This window comes from Clostridium sp. AF32-12BH (assembly GCF_003477935.1).
GTDB lineage: Bacteria > Bacillota > Clostridia > Lachnospirales > Lachnospiraceae > Brotaphodocola.
Genome location: NZ_QUEH01000014.1, coordinates 22,319 through 40,250 on the forward strand (window position 1 = coordinate 22,319; position 17,932 = coordinate 40,250).

The window sequence follows — 17,932 nt, forward strand, 5'->3', positions numbered from 1 at the left end:
CTAGCCTACTCAACCTCCATAATGATCGGCAGAATCATCGGATTCCGCTTCATACGTTTCCACATAAAGTCACTTAAGCTGTCACGGATCATGTTCTTTAACTTGCCCCAGTCGGTCACATGACGGCTCAGGCAGTCGGCTACCGCGTCATCTACCACACGTTTTGCCTCATCCATGAGATCCTCAGACTCTCTCACATAAACAAATCCGCGGGATACGATATCCGGTCCGGCCAGAAGCTGGTTGCTGTAACGCTCCAGGGTCAGAACTACGATGATGATACCGTTCTGTGCCAGGTTCTGACGGTCACGCAGGACAATGTTTCCTACATCGCCGACGCCAAGACCATCTACCAGGATACCGCCGTGCTGAACATGGTCTACCACCTTGCAGGAATCCTCGCAGATCTCCACAACATCGCCAGAAGACATGATCAGGACATTTTCTTTCGGCACACCCACGGCTGTTGCGATGGACTGGTTCGCCATCAAATGACGGTACTCGCCATGTACCGGAAGTGCATACTTCGGATGCAGTAGGGAGTAAATGAGCTTGATTTCCTCCTGGCATGCATGACCGGATACGTGGGTATCTTCGGTGATGACCTCAACACCGCGCATAGCCAGCTCGTTGATGACTTTCGCTACCTGTTTTTCGTTGCCTGGGATCGGGGTAGAGCTCATGATCACGACATCGTTTGGCTTAATGGATACCTTGCGGTGCAGACCGGATGCCATACGGGACAGAGCCGCCATGGACTCGCCCTGGCTTCCAGTGGTGATCAGAACCGTCTGCTCGTCCGGATAATTCTTTAACTGGTCGATCTCGATGAGGGTGCCATCGGAAATGTTGATGTAGCCCAGCTCATTCGCCGTGCCAATGACATTGACCATGCTCCGGCCCTCTACGACAACCTTACGTCCGTATTTTTCTGCAGTAAAGATGATCTGCTGCACACGGTCTACGTTGGATGCGAAAGTTGCCACGATGATACGGTTGTTCTTATGCTCTGCGAAGATTGCATCGAAGGTCTTGCCTACGGTACGCTCGGAAGCCGTAAAGCCCTTGCGGATCGCGTTCGTGCTGTCGCTTAAGAGTGCCAGCACGCCTTTTCTTCCCAACTCTGCAAAACGTGCCAGGTCAAATGCATCACCAAACACCGGAGTGTAATCAACTTTGAAGTCTCCGGTATGCACAATGATGCCTGCCGGGGTAAACAGTGCAAGTGCTGCAGAATCTGCGATACTGTGGTTCGTCTTAATGAACTCCACGCGGAAGCAGCCTAAGTTTACAGACTGGCCATGTTTTACCACTTTGCGCTTGGTACTCTTCATCAGGTTGTGTTCTTTTAACTTGTTCTCGATCAGTGCAATGGTCAGCTTGGTACCGTATACCGGAACATTGATCTTCTGTAAGATATACGGAAGTGCACCGATATGGTCCTCATGTCCGTGGGTGATCACGAAACCTTTGACTTTATCAATGTTGCGCTCCAGATACGTCACATCCGGGATAACCAGGTCGATTCCCAGCATGTCATCGGTCGGGAAAGCAAGACCGCAGTCGACAACCACGATGGTGTCTTCGTACTCGAATGCAGTAATGTTCATACCGATCTGCTCCAGACCGCCAAGCGGGATGATGCGTACCTTTGGCTTGGAGGTGGTATCTGCCAGAACATTCTTTGCTTTTGGCGCTCTTACCGGCTTTTCACTTTTGGCCGGACGCTCTGCTCTTGCATTTCTTTCTGTTCTTGCCGGTTTCTCTGCTCGTTCCAGCTTCTCCGCTCCGGTTTCCTTATCGTTTTTCTCCACACGGGATGCTTTTTCTGTTCTCGCCGGTCTTTCTGCCCGTGCAGCCGCGCCGCGCGTTCCTCTTGCAGTACGCGGTTTTCTTTCTTCCTGCTGTCTGCCTTCTTCGAAACCTTCTGCCCCTTCTTCCTTTTTCGGAGCCTTAGCTTCCGTGTTTCTTGGTCTTCTCGGTCCTCTGCCACGGTTATTTCTTACCGGACGTTCCTGTCGCTCGGAACCATTTTCATCCTGTACCGCTTCGGATTTTCCCTCTTCTTTTCCGTTTGCATTCTGCGCCGGATCGTCTGACTTCTTTGTCTCCGCTGCCTGCCCTGCATCCTGTTTTGTTTCCTGCACCGGCGCGCTTTTTACGTTCTGTGCCGCTGCTTCTTTTTTTCTGGAAACAAACTCAGCCAGTTCCGCCAGGACAGACTTTTCTTCCTGCTGTGGCGCCTGGGAATAGCTGTCTGCCGGTTTGTCATTCTGATTGTTCTGATTCTCCATGCTTTCTATTTTCCTCCAATTTATTTTCCATAAAAGCTTCCTTTGAAGACCCATTTGTTGAAGATCTGTTTCTGAAGCCCTACTTCTGAAGTTCTACTTCCATATCTTCCATTAACTCGGTAAAAATCTTAAAGAGATAGTCCATCTCATCATCGTTCTCTACAAATTCGTATACGGCATCGCTGTCCTCTGCCTTGGAAACATCTTTTAAAATATAGCACTCACCATCTTCCTCTTCCTCAGAATCGGTTACCAGAAGGTAATTCATGCCATTGATCCGGGTTTCTTCCAGAACATAAAAATCTACATTTTCCCCAGTATCGGTCCGCAGGGTAATTTTCTCTTCCATCACGTTCTCTCCTGTTTTTGTTATAGTCTGCACACTGCGCAGACGGTAGCCTTTTACTTAAGGGAGCCAAGATAAGACTGCAGAATTAAAGTGGCCGCAATCTTGTCGATCACCTTTTTCCGGTCTTCTCTGCGCACTCCGCTTTCGATCAGAATCTCATTTGCTTCAATAGTTGTCAGACGCTCGTCCCACAGAACGACCGGCAGCCCGGTTCTGCGCACAAGCATATCGCGAAATTCTTCTGTTTTCTTTGCACGTTCCCCAATGGAGTCATCCATATTCTTAGGATATCCCAAAACAATGGTTTCAACCTGATATTCCTCCACAAGAGCTTCAATCCGTGCGAGGGTCTTACGCAGTTTGTTTTCTTCCTTCCGGGTGATGGTCTCCACCCCCTGGGCCGTTATGCCTAACGGATCGCAGACTGCTACCCCTACCGTTTTGGATCCATAGTCCAGTCCTAAAAGTCTCATAAAAATCTTTCCTTATTCACATTCTCTGTATAACACGTCTGCTCAAACTGCCGTTTACAGCATTTTCAGATACATGGCAACACAAAACTGCCAGCCTCTCCGGACGGATATGGCTGGCAATTATCTTTCGTTCATCATTTCGTGATGTCATCACTCCATAATGCTTTGGCTCGCCAGAAATCTGCTGGCAGCTTTCTGACTCACTTTCGCTCATGATATCAGGCACACGTCTTCTTTATTTTAATTTCGCGTCGATGTAAACAGACATCAGTTCTTCCAGAATCTCATCACGCTCAACTTTCATAATCAGACTTCTGGCACCTTTATGGCTGGTGATATAGGTTGGATCTCCGGACATAATATAACCTACGATCTGGTTTACCGGATTATAACCTTTTTCCGTCAGCGCCACGTACACCTGCTCCAAAACCTGGCTGACATCCATTTTGTTCTCCTGTACTGCTTTAAAAAACTGTGTGTTATGAATTTCGCCCATGTTCTTCACGTCCTTTAACTATTCTTCTCTATTCTATACTACTTTCCAGGATTCGTCAAGCATCAGGACTTCATCGTTTATCGCCCTGACAAGGACGCCTTCCACCATTTTATTCTTCAGATTTTCTGCATAAGGCACCACAGCTTTTACATATTCCATCGTATGGCCGATCATATATTCCGTACCGTTGATCTCCGTTTTTTCTTCGAGAAGTACCGCCTTTTTCTTTCCAAGGAAACTCTCACGGTACGCTTTCGACATCTGTTTTTCCAATTTTAATAAAACCTCGCTTCTGGCAGTTTTCGCCTGCTCCGGAATCTGGTCCGGCATGCGGTCTGCGCGGGTTCCGGCACGTCTGGAATATTTGAAAATATGCATCTCATAGAAGCCGGTCTGCTCTAAGAATGCTTTTGTCACTGCGAATTCTTCCTCGGTTTCTCCCGGAAAGCCCACGATCACGTCCGTGGTAATAGCCGGGTTGTCGAAGAAGCGGCGCAGGATCGCGCAGCCCTCTGCATATTCCTCTGTGGTATAATGGCGGTTCATCCGCTTTAAAGTCTCGTCGCATCCGCTCTGTAAGGACAGATGGAAATGCGGGCAGAATTTCGGCATGTCGGCCAGCGCCTTTGCGAACTCCTCTGTGATAATCCGCGGTTCTAAAGAACCGAGACGGATGCGTTTGATCCCCGCCACCTCATGTACCTGGCGGATCAGACTCAGCAGTGTTTCCTTATGCTCCTCATCAAAATCCACTCCATAAGAGCTTAAATGGATTCCGGTCAGAACCACCTCCTGATAACCTGCTGCTGCCAGTTCTTTTACCTCTGCCACAACCTCCTCCGGTCTGCGGCTTCGTACCCGGCCACGGGTATACGGAATGATGCAGTAGCTGCAAAACTGGTTGCAGCCATCCTGCACCTTTAAAAACGCGCGGGTATGATCCGCGATCTTGTGGATGGAAAGCCGCTCATACTCCTGTGTCTGACCGATCTCTATGACATGGTCACAGTCTGTGCGATCCTGAAAATACTCCTCCAGGATTGGGACCAGATCCTGCTTTTTATTATTTCCGATGATCACATCGACCGCCAAATCTGCCTTTAATTCCTCTGACGCTGCCTGTACATAACAGCCTGCCGCAACCACAACGGCATCCGGATTCTGTTTTTTGGCCCGGTGCAGCATCTGTCTGGACTTACGGTCCGCGATATTGGTCACCGAACAGGTATTGATGATATAAACATCGGCTTTTTCATGAAATGGCACAATCTCGTATCCGGCTTCTTCCAGAAGTTGCTGCATTGCTTCGGTTTCATAGGAATTCACCTTGCAGCCCAGATTGTGTAATGCTGCCGTTCTCATATTTTTTCTCCTCATTCTCTGTTGTTTTTCAAGAAGTTACGGTTGTTTCTGAACATACATTTCTAACAAACATTTAACCTGTTTTCATAGAAACTCCCTATTGACTTTCCCTAAATATCTTTGTAAAATTTATCATAAGGCGAGCGAAATTTATCCATACGCCAAGATTAAAAAGGTAACCATTTAAGGAGGTTTCTCACATGAAAACAGTTCGTATTTCTTTAAATTCTATTGATAAAGTAAAGTCCTTCGTAAACGACTTAACCAAGTTCGATGTTGACTTCGATCTGGTATCCGGCAGATACGTCATCGATGCAAAATCCATCATGGGCATCTTCAGCCTGGATCTTTCCAAGCCGATCGACTTAAACATCCACGCTGAGGCTGGTATCGACGAGATCCTGGAGACCCTGTCCCCATACATCATCAAATAAATCATCGCTTACGAGATTTTTAATAAGGATACTCCGTTTGGAGTATCCTTATTTTTATGTTTAGTCGCACCAGATAACTTCCTCTGTCTCCAGTGCCGTCTGCACCATCTGGTCGATCTTCTCTTCCAGCTTTGTCTCAGACTTATGGATGATGTTTAAGTTCGGTTTGGTTACCGGATGCTTTGCCACAAAAATGGTGCAGCAGTCCTCGAACGGCTGAATGGAGGTCTCAAACGTTCCGATCTTCTCGGAAATGTCGATGATCTCCTGCTTGTCAAAACCGATCAGCGGGCGGAATACCGGCATCGTGCAGACTTCATTGGTTGCAGCCAAAGACTGCACGGTCTGGGATGCCACCTGTCCAATGCTTTCGCCGGTAATCAGTGCCAGGGAATCGCTCTTTTTCGCGATCTCTTCTGCGATCTTCATCATATAGCGGCGCATGATGATGGTCAGTTCCTCATGCGGGCACTGCTCGTAGATGTAGAGCTGGATATCGGTAAAGTTTACAACATGAAGCGGGATTGGTCCGGAATAGCGTGCTACCAGCTTTGCCAGGTCAACCACTTTCTGCTTTGCACGGTCACTGGTATATGGCGGAGCATGGAAGTAAACCGCATCGATCTTTACGCCGCGCTTTGCGATCATGTAGCCTGCTACCGGGCTGTCGATACCGCCGGATAAGAGCAGGGTTGCCTTTCCATTGGTTCCAACCGGCATACCGCCCGGTCCCGGAATCATCAGGGAGTAAATGTTGACCAGCTTGCGGATCTCCACATGAAGCAGCACATCCGGGTGATGCACATCAACAGAGGTCTCCGGAAACGCATTTAAGATCACCTCACCAAGATCACAGTTCATCTGCTCGGAGCGCACCGGATAATTCTTATCGGCACGTCTGGAATCCACCTTGAAAGTGAAATGCTTGTCCGGGTAAACCTGGTCGATGTAGTCGACAACAACTTTCTTTAAATTCTCATAATCCTTTTCCTCGATCTGAAGCATCGGGCAGATCCAGGCAATGCCGAATACCTTCTTTAATGCATCGATCACCTCATCGTAATCGTACTCGCTGAGTGCCTGCACATAAATACGGCCGGATTCCTTCGATGCGATGAAAGAACCTTCTACCTTTTTGAGTGCGTTCTTGATCTGCTTGATCAGCGCATCCTCAAAAAGGTAACGGTTTTTTCCCTTGGTACCGATCTCTGCGTACTTAATCAAAAATGACTGGTATACCATAGTTCTCCTTTTATCCTTTCTTATCCTCTCTGGTAACGGCGAAGCACCGGAACCAGCTCCTTTAATGTATCAATTGTATAATCAATTTCTTTTTTCGTGTTAAACATGCCAAAACTCATGCGGATCGTGGAATCCAGAAGCTTCTGGGCAACGCCAATGCCCTTTAAGGTTCCGCTGATGCCCGGGTGATTGGACGAACAGGCCGAACCAGAAGAAACGTAAATGCCCTTATCCTCCAGCGCGTGCAGAAGCACCTCGCTGCGCACGCCCGCAAAGCTGACGCTGACGATCTGCGGTGCACTCGCCTCACCCTTTTTGCTGTTGATGACCGTTCCCTCGATCTCGCCTAAACGGTCTGTCATATAATCCTTTAATTCGATCAGCTTCGCAACCTTTGCCGCATGATCGGTGTACATTTCTTTCGCTGCCGCGCCAAAGCCTGCCACACCCGGAACATTTTCCGTGCCGGAACGCATACCGGCCTGCTGACCGCCGCCATAGATCAGCGGTTTGATTTTTACGCCGTTTCGGATATACAAAAATCCGACCCCCTTCGGTCCGTGGATCTTATGGCTGCTGACCGACAACAGGTCAATGCCCTGTTTTTTCGGGCGGATCACATATTTTCCGTAAGCCTGAATCGCATCAACATGGTACAGTGTGGACGGATTTTTTGCCTTGATGATCTTTGAGATTTCCTCAACCGGCTCCACAGCGCCCACCTCATTGTTCACATACATGGTAGATACCAGAATGGTATCCGGGCGGATGGCCTCCTCCAGTTCTTTCAGGCTGATGTGCCCGTCGTGGTCGACCGGAAGAATGGTCACCTCAAAGCCAAGCTCCTCTAAAACCCCGAGCGGATTATACACGGACGGGTGCTCGATCGAGGTGCTGATGATGTGTTTCCCGGCTCTCTGGTTGGCCCAGGCAGTACCGATCAGCGCCATATTGTTGGACTCCGAACCGCCGGAGGTAAACAGGATTTCCTTTTCCTGTACCTTCATGGTATCGGCAATGATCTTTCTGGCATCGCGGATATACTGCTCTGCCTCCATGCCCTTGCGGTGCTTTGCCGCCGGGTTTGCGTAATCCTCCGTCATTGTTTTTACCACAATGTCCTTCACACTGTCGAGAACCTTTGTGGTAGCTGAATTATCAAAATATGCTTCCATTGCATTTCTCCTGTATTTGTTACTGTTCCAGCTGGAACATTAAAATAGAAAGCATCGTCATGCCTGCAGTCTCCGTGCGCAGGATCCTCCGTCCCAATGTGATGGGATGAATTCCCTCTTCCATGGCCGTTTCTACTTCTTCTACATCAAATCCGCCTTCCGGACCAATAAAAATGCCCACACGCATGCCAGACTTTACCTGTTCCAGAATGGCTTTGGTTTCCTTCATGCCCTCTGCCAGCTCATACGGGATCAGATTGACATCAAACCCTTTGGCATAGGCAAAGGCCTCTTTCATGGTCAGCACGCCGTGAACCTGCGGGATCATCATGCGGCCTGACTGCTTGGCTGCGCTCTCTGCGATCGCATTCCAGCGCTTTAATTTGGACTCTTCTTTTTTCCGGTCCAGTTTCACGACTGCGCGGCGGGTTGCCACCGGAATGACCTCATGCACGCCCAGCTCCACTGCTTTCTGGATGATGAGTTCCATCTTGTCACTCTTTGGCAGTCCCTGGAACAGATAAAGTTCTGCCGGAAGCTCGCTCATATTCGTATCTTCCGTGAGGATCTTCGCACGGATCTCTGCTTCGCCAATCGTTTCCAGCTCACAGATATAGCTGCGGGAAATCCCGTCCCGGATTCCGACCTGCTCTCCGGTTTTCATACGGAGGACATTGCGGATATGATTGACATCCTGACCGGTGATCACGGCATAGCCATCCATGATCTGCGCCGGTGTTACAAAAAAATGATACACGGTTCCTGCTCCTTATTTTCTGCGGGCGGTGATGGATACCCAGTCGCCCTGGTAGGTAGTTTCCACGATCTCAAGCTCCGGATTTGCATTCATCGCGTCTTTGACATCCTGTTCCTTGGTGTTGATGATGCCGGAGGTGATGAACATGCCGCCGTGCTTGATGTGCTTACAGATCTCGCCCTGCAGCATGATGATGACCGGAGCCAGGATATTGGCAACCGCGATATCGTAGCACTCATATCCTGCTTGATCCTGAATGGTCTTGTCATCGATGATATTTCCCTGAACCACATGGAAGCGATCTGCCGGAATGTCGTTGGACTCCAGATTCTCGCCCACTGCCACGATCGCATTCTCGTCCAGGTCGGTACCAAATACACTTCTTGCACCGAGCTTCAATGCCGCGATGCCAAGGATACCGCTTCCGGTTCCCACATCGATCACATCGGTTTCCGGGGTTACATACTTGCGCAGCTGGCGGATGCACAGCTGTGTCGTCTCATGCATACCGGTACCAAATGCGGTTCCCGGGTCGATCTGAATGAGCAGCTTATCCTTATGCTCCTCCGGAATGGTCTCCCAGGTCGGCTTGATGAGGATATCGTCTACGGTAAACGGCTTGAAATACTGTTTCCAGTTGTTGATCCAGTCCTTATCCTCAGTCTCAGAAACGCTTAAAGTACGCTCACCAACATTGACAAACTCTGCGATCTCATCCAGTCCGGCATTCACCTGGTGAATGATATTTTCCAGATTGCTTAAATCTTCCACATAAAAGCTTACCTTTGCGGTACCATCGTCCGGCGGAAGTTCTGGAAGAATATCGATGAACATGCCCTTGGTATCGGCATCGGATAACGGAACATTGTCCTCGATCTCAATGCCCTCAATGCCGATCTCATCCAGCATACTGCTGATGAGGTCAACGGCTTCGGTTGTCGTTTTTAACGTAAATTTGGTCCACTTCATGAGGTCCTCTCCTTTTTCTTCTTTATTTAAATTCCCAGTAAAATTTTTACAAACAAAATAAGCAGCACGACCAGAATAACCGGACGCACGATTTTCTGACCGTTATTCACAACAAGTCCGGAACCAAGATAGTTTCCTGCAATACAGAACGCAGCCGCAGCCAGTCCAAGCCCGTAATAAGCGGTTCCATTGATCAGAAAATTCGTCAGCGCCATGACATTGGAAGTCAGATTGAGCACCTTGGTCATGGCAGATGCTTCGTGTATGCTCAGATGGGCAATCCCGGTTAAAACCAGAAGATAAAACGTGCCGGTTCCCGGTCCATAAAAGCCATCATACATGCCAATGACAAACGATGCTGCCACACTGATCAGAAGCACTGCTTTTCCGGACAATTTTTTTTGTTCGGTTTCGGTTCCCATATTTTTATTCCGCAGCACATAAAATGAAACGATCGGGAGCACTACCATCATCATATGCTTCAGCACGGTATCGCTCACCATGAGGGAAAGGCTGGAACCAATGTAGGAACCCACTAACGCTGTCAGACAGGCACACAGAGCTGTCGTAACCAGTTCTTTTCCCTTCAGATAGCCATTTTTCAAATACCGCCAGGTGGAAACACTGGTTCCCAGCGTTGACGATATTTTATTGGTGCCCAGGGCAAAATGAGCCGGAACTCCGGCAATGATATAGGCCGGAAGGGAAATCAGACCGCCTCCGCCTGCAATGGAGTCAACAAATCCCGCCAGGAACACCAGCGGGCATACAATCAGATACTGTAACATAACCATCTCTTTTCTCGTTGCTGTCCATATATGCCTGACCAGCAACCGTTTCTCTCGTAAATTGGCAAAATGCCACGGATATCAATATAACATAGAATCCGCGGCATGACAAGACTTCCCCTGTTTCTTATTTCTATATTTTTCGCCTATTTTTCACGGAAAATACTACGCTTCACGCGCAATGTCTGTAACGCCAAAAAGCGCTTTATGAATTCCCTCAGATATGGTATAGCTCAAATACTGAATCCGTTCATCGATATCCGGAGGTGTCACATAGAGATTTCCAAACTCCGGTGTCAGAAGTTCCCGGATCAAAAGATATTGCTCTTCCGGTTCCAGTTCCTCCACAAAACCACCAATGTGTTCTGTTCTTCTGCTTTTTTTCAGCGCTTCTGCCATAACATCCACCGTATCATACACAATCGCTGCCGCGCTCACAACCGTCGGCACCCCGATCGCAAGAACCGGGATCCCCAGGCTTTCTTTTGTCAGACCACGGCGGTGATTTCCCACACCGGACCCCGGATGAATCCCGGTATCGGTCAGCTGGATCGTTGTCCCAAGGCGCCGGATGCTGCGGGCAGCCAGCGCATCGATCGCAAGGAGCAGATCCGGCTTTGTCTCCTGAATAATTCCTTTTAAAATCTCTGCGGTCTCCATTCCGGTCTGCGCCATGACACCTGGGACGATCCCGCTCAGCGATGGGAAACGGTACTCTTTTTCATCCTGTTCTTTCTCATCCTGTTTTTTTCTTTCATGATGTTTCCCATTTTGATCTTCCTGATTACCCACTTTGCCGTATCCGGTCAGATGTCTCGTCATCTGAAGGTTATGGATCACCTTAGGACCGAGTGCATCCGGTGTCACCTGGCTGTTTCCAAGTCCCACTGCCAGAATTTTTAATTCTGTTTCCATTTTCCCTGTCAGCGACCGAAGCAGTTTTTGCAAATCCCCCGCAAGTTCCTTCGAGACCTCCTCATGATAGCTTTCATCCTTTTTTGCAAGCAGATCTGCCTCCAGGGTCAGGTACGTTCCCATTGTCTTTCCCATGATTCTGGCTCCCTGCTCATTTAAAATCTTCACTTCTGTCATCCGGATATCCGAGTCACTTTCCCGCCATTTTCTCAATGACACGCCCTGTACTTCTCCTCCATCTCCCGGAAATCGCTCCTGTTCTTCCACTGCCAGGTCCGTCCGGATCTGAAAGGTCTGCTTATTTTGTTTTTTATCTTCATATTTCATACAAATCCCTCTTTTCTTTCTCTCAGCTTTCCTGCTGTTTTAAAGACCAATCTTCTTCGTATGTGTTACGATTCACGCATTGCATGTACAGCAATCGTTTCGTTTATTTTTCGCAAAAATAAGCAATTTATGTATTGACATTTTCGGTTGGATTAGGTAGAATGCAATAGTATGTTTACATTGAACTGTCCGTGTCCAGACTTTGATGCAAACCAAAGACTATGAATAAAATTTTTGATTAATTGGAGGTGCCCAGATTGGCTAACATTAAATCTGCTAAAAAGAGAATCTTAGTAAACGAGACCAAGGCTGCTAGAAACAAAGCAATCCGTTCTAAAGTGAAAACTGCTTGCAAGAAGGTAGAGGCTGCTGTAACCGCTGGTGATAAGGCTGCTGCTCAGACCGCATTACTTGCTGCAACTTCCGAGATCGATAAGGCTTGCACCAAGGGTGTATACCACAAGAATACTGCTTCCAGAAAGGTTTCCCGCCTCTCTAAAGCTGTAAACGCAATGGCTTAATCATAAGACTGGAATATTATAAATAACAAAAAGCTTCGGTTCCTGGGTGTGAGGAACCGGAGCTTTTTTGTTATCTTCTGCGGTGATCAAACATGTCCCGTAAAAATGGAGCAGACAGCGGACGCATCACTGACGCCCATCGCTGCTATGCAATAGAGAAAAAGAGAAATCAGCGCAGACACCCTGCGGCGATTTCTCTTTTTTGTATTATCGTTCCCATATATGTCTGCGCTGCAGCTCATGCATTGCACAGACAATTTCAGAAGATATTAAACATTGAAGCGGAACAGGATGACATCGCCATCTTTGACAACGTAATCTTTTCCTTCCAGACCAACCAGACCTTTCTCTTTGGCCTTTGCGTAAGTACCGCAGTCTAACAGATCCTGGTAATTGACAACCTCAGCACGGATGAAACCACGTTCAAAATCAGAATGGATCTTTCCGGCTGCCTGCGGAGCCTTGGTGCCAACCTTGATGGTCCATGCACGGGTCTCATCCTCACCGGAAGTCAGATAACTGATCAGGCCAAGCAGACGATAGCTTGCAGCGATCAGCTTGTCCAGACCAGACTCCGAAAGACCAAGGGCATCTAAGTACTCCTGCTTCTCGTCATCATCCAGTTCAGCGATTTCCTGCTCAATCTGGGCACAGATTACAAATACCTCACAATTGTTCTCTGCAGCATACTCACGTACTGCAGCAACGTGTGGATTGGAAGCGCCGTCATCTGCCAGATCCTCTTCCCCAACGTTTGCAGCAAAGATAACCGGCTTGCAGGTTAACAGATTCAGGGAATTGACGAAAGCCATAACGTCTTCGTCATCATTTTCGTAGCTGGATGCCATCTTGCCGTCTTCCAGAATCGCCTTCAGCTCTTTTAAGATCTCTACTTCTTTTGCCAGAGACTTGTCATTGAACGCAGACTTGGAAGTCTTTGCGATACGGCGCTCCAGAATCTCGATATCGGAGAAGATCAGCTCCAGGTTGATGGTCTCAATGTCACGGATCGGATCGACACTGCCCTCTACATGGATAACATTCGGATCCTCGAAACAACGTACCACATGAACGATCGCATCGACCTCACGGATGTTTGCAAGGAACTGGTTTCCAAGACCTTCGCCCTTGGAAGCGCCTTTTACCAGACCTGCGATATCAACGAACTCGATCACAGCCGGCGTTACTTTTTTGGAATGATACAGATCGCCCAGTAATTTTAAACGGTTGTCCGGAACCGCAACCACACCCACGTTCGGGTCGATGGTACAGAACGGATAGTTAGCAGACTCTGCACCAGCCTTGGTCAGAGAGTTGAACAGGGTACTCTTGCCGACGTTCGGCAGACCCACGATACCTAATTTCATAGTTTCTATTTCCTCCTTAGAAATACGCAGGAACGTATTTTATCTCTCAGCTTCTTACTCTTTAGCAGGAAAAGCGAGTTTTGTCCTTGTATACTATATCATAGGTAAGAAAAAATTTAAAGAGTAATCGGTTCCAGTCCGACTTTTCGTGCACAGGCCACCGTTAACATTGCATGGTTTGACTGTGCTCCTCCTGTGGTAAATACAATTTCTGCTCCTTGTTTTTTCGCATCCGCAAGCAAAAATTCCAGTTTTCGAACCTTATTTCCGCCAAATGCCACCCCTGTGAGGTCATCTCGCTTAATCCAGATGTTCGTATGCAGATATTCACTGATATTCGACAAACGCTGTATCGGCGTTGGAAATACTCCAAGATTTATCTTCGGAAAATCACATAACTGTTTCATGCCCGGTTCCTCCCTTTTTGCATTAGATTTTTTACTGGTTACAATATCAGTCCTCTCCGTCTATCATAGCGCAATATCCGCAATTGGGAAACTCTTTTCTGCACATAGCAAAGAGCCATGAAAAACAGGATAGTCCTCTTCTTCACAGCTCTTTATTCTGATTTTTCTTCTTCGTCAAAATCGGTTTCAAACTGCATAATCTCTTCCACTCTGCAATTTAAGATCCGACACAAAACTTCAATCGTATGCGTCGACACATACGCATTTTTCTTCAATCGGTTAATTTGTCCGGAACTGACACCATAATTCTTGATCAGCCGGTACTGAGAAACACCGCGGGTCTTCATGGTCTCCCAAAGCGGATCATACGTGATCATGTCCGTCCCTCCTGATTTATAAATCTCCTGTAACTGCATTCTGAGCATTCAGCTACAGTTTTATTCTATTAAATCAGTTTGTCCGAAATCTGTATATTATCCATAAATGGACATTACTCTACTTTATAAAGCATATGAAACAATTTCGCACAGTAAGCATCCATAGTTCCGAAAGCCCCCGCCCCGCCATGCATAAGCGCATTCACGCCTGTTTTCACCCGTTTTGCTCCGCCGCCGATTGATCGTTCCTCCGCTAACTCGCTCACTGCGTTCGCTCAGACAGAGCTCCGAAACGATCGCTATGCTCACAAAACGGGCTGCAACAGGCTAAAAGAATGCGCTTATGCATGGCGGGGCGGGGACTTTCTATGTTATTGGCTCCACTACATACAAAAACCTGCAACCACTACTGAAATGATAGAGATAGGCTAATTATCTGCCAAATCAGTAATGGTTGCAGGTTTTTATTCTAGTAAAGCCAGTACACAGGAAACGCAAGCCAGCCGGTACAGGATAAGCATTTGTTTGAAAATCCGTGAGTGGGCGAGCATAGCGGCAGAACGGAGACCCTTGTTTGAGCACGCAGCGCGTGCGAGTTTGGGTCGCAGTTCTGCTGATAGGCGGCGCAGCCCACGAGCAAAAGGATTTTCACCCAAATGCGTTCCTGTAGCGGCTGGCTTGTGTTTCCGTATTTACAGAGACTTACTGTGCGATATTGTTTATTTCAGATATTTCTCCATCATCGGGCAGATATCCAGTGTTGCGAAATAATCCCGCGGTGTCTCAGCACGACGGATCATCTGCACGGAGCCGTCTTCCTTTAATAAGAGCTCTGCGGACTTGAGCTTTCCATTGTAGTTATAACCCATCGCGAAGCCGTGTGCTCCGGTGTCGTGGATGACTAACAGATCTCCCATATCGATCTTCGGAAGCATGCGGTCGATGGCAAACTTATCGTTGTTCTCACAGAGAGAGCCAGTTACGTCATACTTGTGGTCACACGGAGCATCTTCTTTTCCTGCTACGGTGATGTGATGGTAAGCTCCGTACATAGCCGGACGCATCAGGTTGACTGCGCAGGCATCGACGCCGATGTACTCCTTGTGGGTGTGTTTCTCATGGATAGCTTTGGTTACCAGGCAGCCGTAAGGTCCAAGCATGAAACGACCAAGCTCGGTGTAGATCGCTACATCGCCCATGCCGGCCGGTACCAGAACTTCCTCGTAAACCTTGCGGACACCTTCGCCGATTGCCATAATGTCGTTCGGCTCCTGGTCCGGACGGTAAGGAATGCCGATCCCACCAGAAAGGTTGATGAAAGTGATGTGGGCGCCGGTCTCTTCTTTCAGCTTAACAGCAAGCTCGAAGAGTACCTTTGCTAACATCGGATAATACTCGTTGGTTACGGTATTGCTTGCCAGGAATGCGTGCATACCGAAGTTTTCAGCGCCTTTTTCTTTCAGGATCTTATACGCCTCAAACATCTGCTCGGTGGTCATGCCGTACTTTGCGTCGCCCGGATTGTCCATGATATCATTGCTGATCTTGAACAGTCCGCCCGGATTGTAGCGGCAGCTGATGGTCTTCGGAATATAGCCTAAAACCTTTTCCACGCACTCAATATGGGTAATATCATCCAGGTTGATGATGGCACCCAGGTCATTGGCCAGCTTGAACTCTTCCGGCGGAGTATCATTGGAAGAGAACATGATGTTGTGACCGGAAAAGCCGGTTGCGTCAGACATCATCAGCTCGGTTGCAGAGGAACAGTCCGTGCCGCAGCCATACTCCTGCAGGATTTTCAGAATGTATGGATTCGGAGTTGCCTTTACTGCAAAATATTCCTTGTAGCCCTTATTCCAGGAAAATGCCTCTTTTAAACGCTTTGCATTCTCGCGGATTCCTTTTTCATCGTACAAATGAAACGGGGTCGGGTAGGTCTTTGTGATCTCCTCTAACTGTGCTTTTGTTACAAATGGTTTTTTCTCCATCGGTATCTCCTCTCTATACAAAATCTGCTCTTGCAGGATTTATCTTTCCACATTCCCGCATCAAGACACAACCGCCTTGGTGTGCAGGGTGTTTTGTTTCATAGGCTATAATTCCTATAAACAAAAAAACAGGAAGCCTGAACAGGCCGCAATCAAACTGATTGTAACCCATATCAGACTTCCTTGTCTAGTTCTTTCGATTAATATGAAAAATTAATACAAAAATTATTCAACCACTACCACACGCATGATGTTGGTGCTGCTCGCTGGCTCGTGACGGGTATTCTTGTTTACCACACCAGCCGTTACAACTGCAACATCGCCGCTCTTGATCACGTTCTTCTCTTTCAGAAGCTCAACGGAAGACTCGATCAGAAGGTCGGTGGAATCTGCACGCTTTGCCTGGTACGGTTTTACGCCCCAGTAGATCTGCATCTGACGTACTGCGGTTGCGCTCGGAGACAGACCGATTACGGTTGTGCTCGGTCTCCACTTGGAGAGCAGGCGGGTGGTAAATCCGCTGATGGACGGAGCGATGATCACATCTGCCTCCAGGTCATGAGCGGTGGATACGGAGGAATAGCAAACTGCGTTGGAAATGTTCTTGCGGTTTGCGGTGGATACTCTTCTCATACGGTATGCATTGTAGTCCAGGTACTGCTCGGAAGTCTCGCAGATCTGAGCCATCATCTTTAATGCCTCTACCGGATATTTACCCATTGCAGTCTCACCAGACAGCATCACTGCATCGGTACCATCGTATACTGCGTTTGCAACGTCGGTTACTTCTGCACGGGTCGGACGCGGATTGCGGATCATGGAATCCAGCATCTGGGTTGCGGTGATAACCGGCTTGCATGCCAGATTACACTTACGGATGATGGTCTTCTGGATGTGCGGAACCTGCTCAGCCGGGATCTCTACACCCATGTCACCACGTGCTACCATGATGCCGTCGCTGGCCTCAATGATGTCGTCCAGGTTCTCGATGCCCTCTGCATTCTCGATCTTTGCAATGATCTGGATGTGGGAACCAGCCTCAGCTAACATCGCACGGATCTCACGAACTGCATCTGCAGTACGAACGAAAGAAGCTGCGATGAAATCAAAGCCCTGCTCGATACCGAAACGGATATCTGCTTTATCTTTCTCAGTCAGTGCCGGAAGTTTGATCTTTACGTTCGGTACGTTTACGCCCTTACGCATGCCAAGCTCGCCGCCATTTACTACGGTGCAGACGATATCGGTGCCGTTTACTACTTCCTGAACCTTGAGCTCGATCAGGCCGTCATCGATCAGGATGGTGTTGCCAGCCTCAACATCTGCCGGAAGTCCGCTGTAGTTGATGAAACCGATCTGGTCGTCACCAACGATTTCGCGGGTGGTCAGGGTATAGGTCTGTCCCTCAACCAAAGTTACCTTCTTCTCATCTTTTAACAGACCAGTACGGATCTCTGGTCCCTTGGTATCCAGCAGGGCTGCGATCGGCAGATCGAGTTCCTCGCGGATGCTCTTTAACATATCCAGACGGGATTTCTGCTCCTCATAGTCGCCGTGGGAGAAGTTGAAACGTGCAATATCCATGCCGTTCTCAGCAAGTGCCTTCATCAGGTCGCGGTCATTGGTGTTCGGTCCCATGGTGCAGATGATCTTTGTCTTTTTCATAGATGTGTTGTCCTCCAAAATTA

The 17,932-nt window shown here is 48.2% G+C and carries 20 protein-coding genes; 2 read left to right on the top strand and 18 right to left on the bottom strand.

Translation table 11 applies throughout. The features are described from left to right. Positions 1–5: 5 nt before the first annotated feature. The 5 genes from DWZ40_RS13750 to mtaB all read right to left on the bottom strand — a co-directional run bounded on the left by DWZ40_RS13750 (position 6) and on the right by mtaB (position 4,974). Entirely contained in the window at positions 6–1,676 is a 1,671-nt protein-coding gene (locus DWZ40_RS13750) for a ribonuclease J (protein ID WP_243103253.1), read from the bottom strand. A 697-nt stretch (positions 1,677–2,373) separates the two neighbouring features. Then, positions 2,374–2,643 carry a DUF1292 domain-containing protein gene (locus DWZ40_RS13755; RefSeq protein ID WP_118543574.1) on the bottom strand — a complete coding sequence of 90 codons (270 nt, stop codon included), beginning with the start codon at positions 2,641–2,643 and terminating at the stop codon, positions 2,374–2,376. Between the two features lie 53 nt (positions 2,644–2,696). Continuing rightward, on the bottom strand, positions 2,697–3,116 hold the full coding sequence (gene ruvX, locus DWZ40_RS13760) for a Holliday junction resolvase RuvX (RefSeq protein WP_118543575.1): 420 nt from the start codon (positions 3,114–3,116) through the stop codon (positions 2,697–2,699). 235 nt (positions 3,117–3,351) lie between these two features. After that, on the bottom strand, positions 3,352–3,612 hold the full coding sequence (locus DWZ40_RS13765; protein WP_118543576.1) for an IreB family regulatory phosphoprotein: 261 nt from the start codon (positions 3,610–3,612) through the stop codon (positions 3,352–3,354). Positions 3,613–3,645: 33 nt separating this feature from the next. Further along, positions 3,646–4,974, bottom strand: coding sequence for a tRNA (N(6)-L-threonylcarbamoyladenosine(37)-C(2))-methylthiotransferase MtaB (gene mtaB / locus DWZ40_RS13770; protein WP_118543577.1), 1,329 nt, complete (start codon positions 4,972–4,974; stop codon positions 3,646–3,648). Positions 4,975–5,174: 200 nt separating this feature from the next. Here mtaB and DWZ40_RS13775 point away from each other — a divergent pair, with 200 nt between their 5' ends. Continuing rightward, positions 5,175–5,408: an HPr family phosphocarrier protein gene (locus DWZ40_RS13775; protein ID WP_118534028.1), complete on the top strand. Its 234-nt coding sequence runs from the start codon at positions 5,175–5,177 to the stop codon at positions 5,406–5,408. A 60-nt stretch (positions 5,409–5,468) separates the two neighbouring features. On the opposite strand, the gene thiI is transcribed toward DWZ40_RS13775, so the two are convergent. The 6 genes from thiI to gpr form a co-directional block, all read right to left on the bottom strand. Next, positions 5,469–6,650, bottom strand: a complete 1,182-nt coding sequence (gene thiI, locus DWZ40_RS13780) for a tRNA uracil 4-sulfurtransferase ThiI (RefSeq protein WP_118543578.1) — start codon at positions 6,648–6,650, stop codon at positions 5,469–5,471. Positions 6,651–6,670: 20 nt separating this feature from the next. Then, the gene (locus DWZ40_RS13785) at positions 6,671–7,825 is read right to left on the bottom strand and encodes a cysteine desulfurase family protein (RefSeq protein ID WP_118543579.1); all 1,155 of its coding nucleotides are present in this window, start codon (positions 7,823–7,825) and stop codon (positions 6,671–6,673) included. A 19-nt stretch (positions 7,826–7,844) separates the two neighbouring features. Beyond that, positions 7,845–8,582: a 16S rRNA (uracil(1498)-N(3))-methyltransferase gene (locus DWZ40_RS13790; RefSeq protein ID WP_118543580.1), complete on the bottom strand. Its 738-nt coding sequence runs from the start codon at positions 8,580–8,582 to the stop codon at positions 7,845–7,847. Between the two features lie 12 nt (positions 8,583–8,594). Beyond that, on the bottom strand, positions 8,595–9,551 hold the full coding sequence (gene prmA / locus DWZ40_RS13795; protein WP_118543581.1) for a 50S ribosomal protein L11 methyltransferase: 957 nt from the start codon (positions 9,549–9,551) through the stop codon (positions 8,595–8,597). 26 nt (positions 9,552–9,577) lie between these two features. Beyond that, complete coding sequence (locus DWZ40_RS13800; RefSeq protein ID WP_118543582.1) at positions 9,578–10,339, bottom strand: TSUP family transporter; 762 nt, start codon at positions 10,337–10,339, stop codon at positions 9,578–9,580. Positions 10,340–10,504: 165 nt separating this feature from the next. Beyond that, positions 10,505–11,581 (bottom strand): GPR endopeptidase, encoded by a 1,077-nt coding sequence (gene gpr, locus DWZ40_RS13805; protein WP_118543583.1) that lies wholly within the window; start codon positions 11,579–11,581, stop codon positions 10,505–10,507. Between the two features lie 257 nt (positions 11,582–11,838). Here gpr and rpsT point away from each other — a divergent pair, with 257 nt between their 5' ends. After that, on the top strand, positions 11,839–12,102 hold the full coding sequence (rpsT, locus tag DWZ40_RS13810) for a 30S ribosomal protein S20 (protein ID WP_118543584.1): 264 nt from the start codon (positions 11,839–11,841) through the stop codon (positions 12,100–12,102). 269 nt (positions 12,103–12,371) lie between these two features. On the opposite strand, the gene ychF is transcribed toward rpsT, so the two are convergent. The 7 genes from ychF to pyk form a co-directional block, all read right to left on the bottom strand. Further along, a complete protein-coding gene (gene ychF / locus DWZ40_RS13815) occupies positions 12,372–13,469 on the bottom strand; it encodes a redox-regulated ATPase YchF (protein WP_118543585.1) in 1,098 nt (365 codons plus the stop codon). Between the two features lie 116 nt (positions 13,470–13,585). Then, positions 13,586–13,876, bottom strand: coding sequence for a pyridoxal-phosphate dependent enzyme (locus DWZ40_RS13820; protein WP_118543586.1), 291 nt, complete (start codon positions 13,874–13,876; stop codon positions 13,586–13,588). 152 nt (positions 13,877–14,028) lie between these two features. Then, positions 14,029–14,253: a helix-turn-helix transcriptional regulator gene (locus DWZ40_RS13825; RefSeq protein ID WP_118543587.1), complete on the bottom strand. Its 225-nt coding sequence runs from the start codon at positions 14,251–14,253 to the stop codon at positions 14,029–14,031. A gap of 113 nt (positions 14,254–14,366) precedes the next feature. Beyond that, positions 14,367–14,519, bottom strand: coding sequence for a hypothetical protein (locus DWZ40_RS19610; protein ID WP_182431751.1), 153 nt, complete (start codon positions 14,517–14,519; stop codon positions 14,367–14,369). 453 nt (positions 14,520–14,972) lie between these two features. Beyond that, on the bottom strand, positions 14,973–16,244 hold the full coding sequence (locus DWZ40_RS13830; RefSeq protein WP_118543588.1) for a diaminopimelate decarboxylase: 1,272 nt from the start codon (positions 16,242–16,244) through the stop codon (positions 14,973–14,975). 13 nt (positions 16,245–16,257) lie between these two features. Beyond that, positions 16,258–16,416, bottom strand: a complete 159-nt coding sequence (locus DWZ40_RS19615) for a hypothetical protein (protein ID WP_182431752.1) — start codon at positions 16,414–16,416, stop codon at positions 16,258–16,260. A gap of 53 nt (positions 16,417–16,469) precedes the next feature. After that, entirely contained in the window at positions 16,470–17,909 is a 1,440-nt protein-coding gene (gene pyk, locus DWZ40_RS13835) for a pyruvate kinase (RefSeq protein ID WP_118543589.1), read from the bottom strand. Positions 17,910–17,932 lie beyond the last annotated feature (23 nt).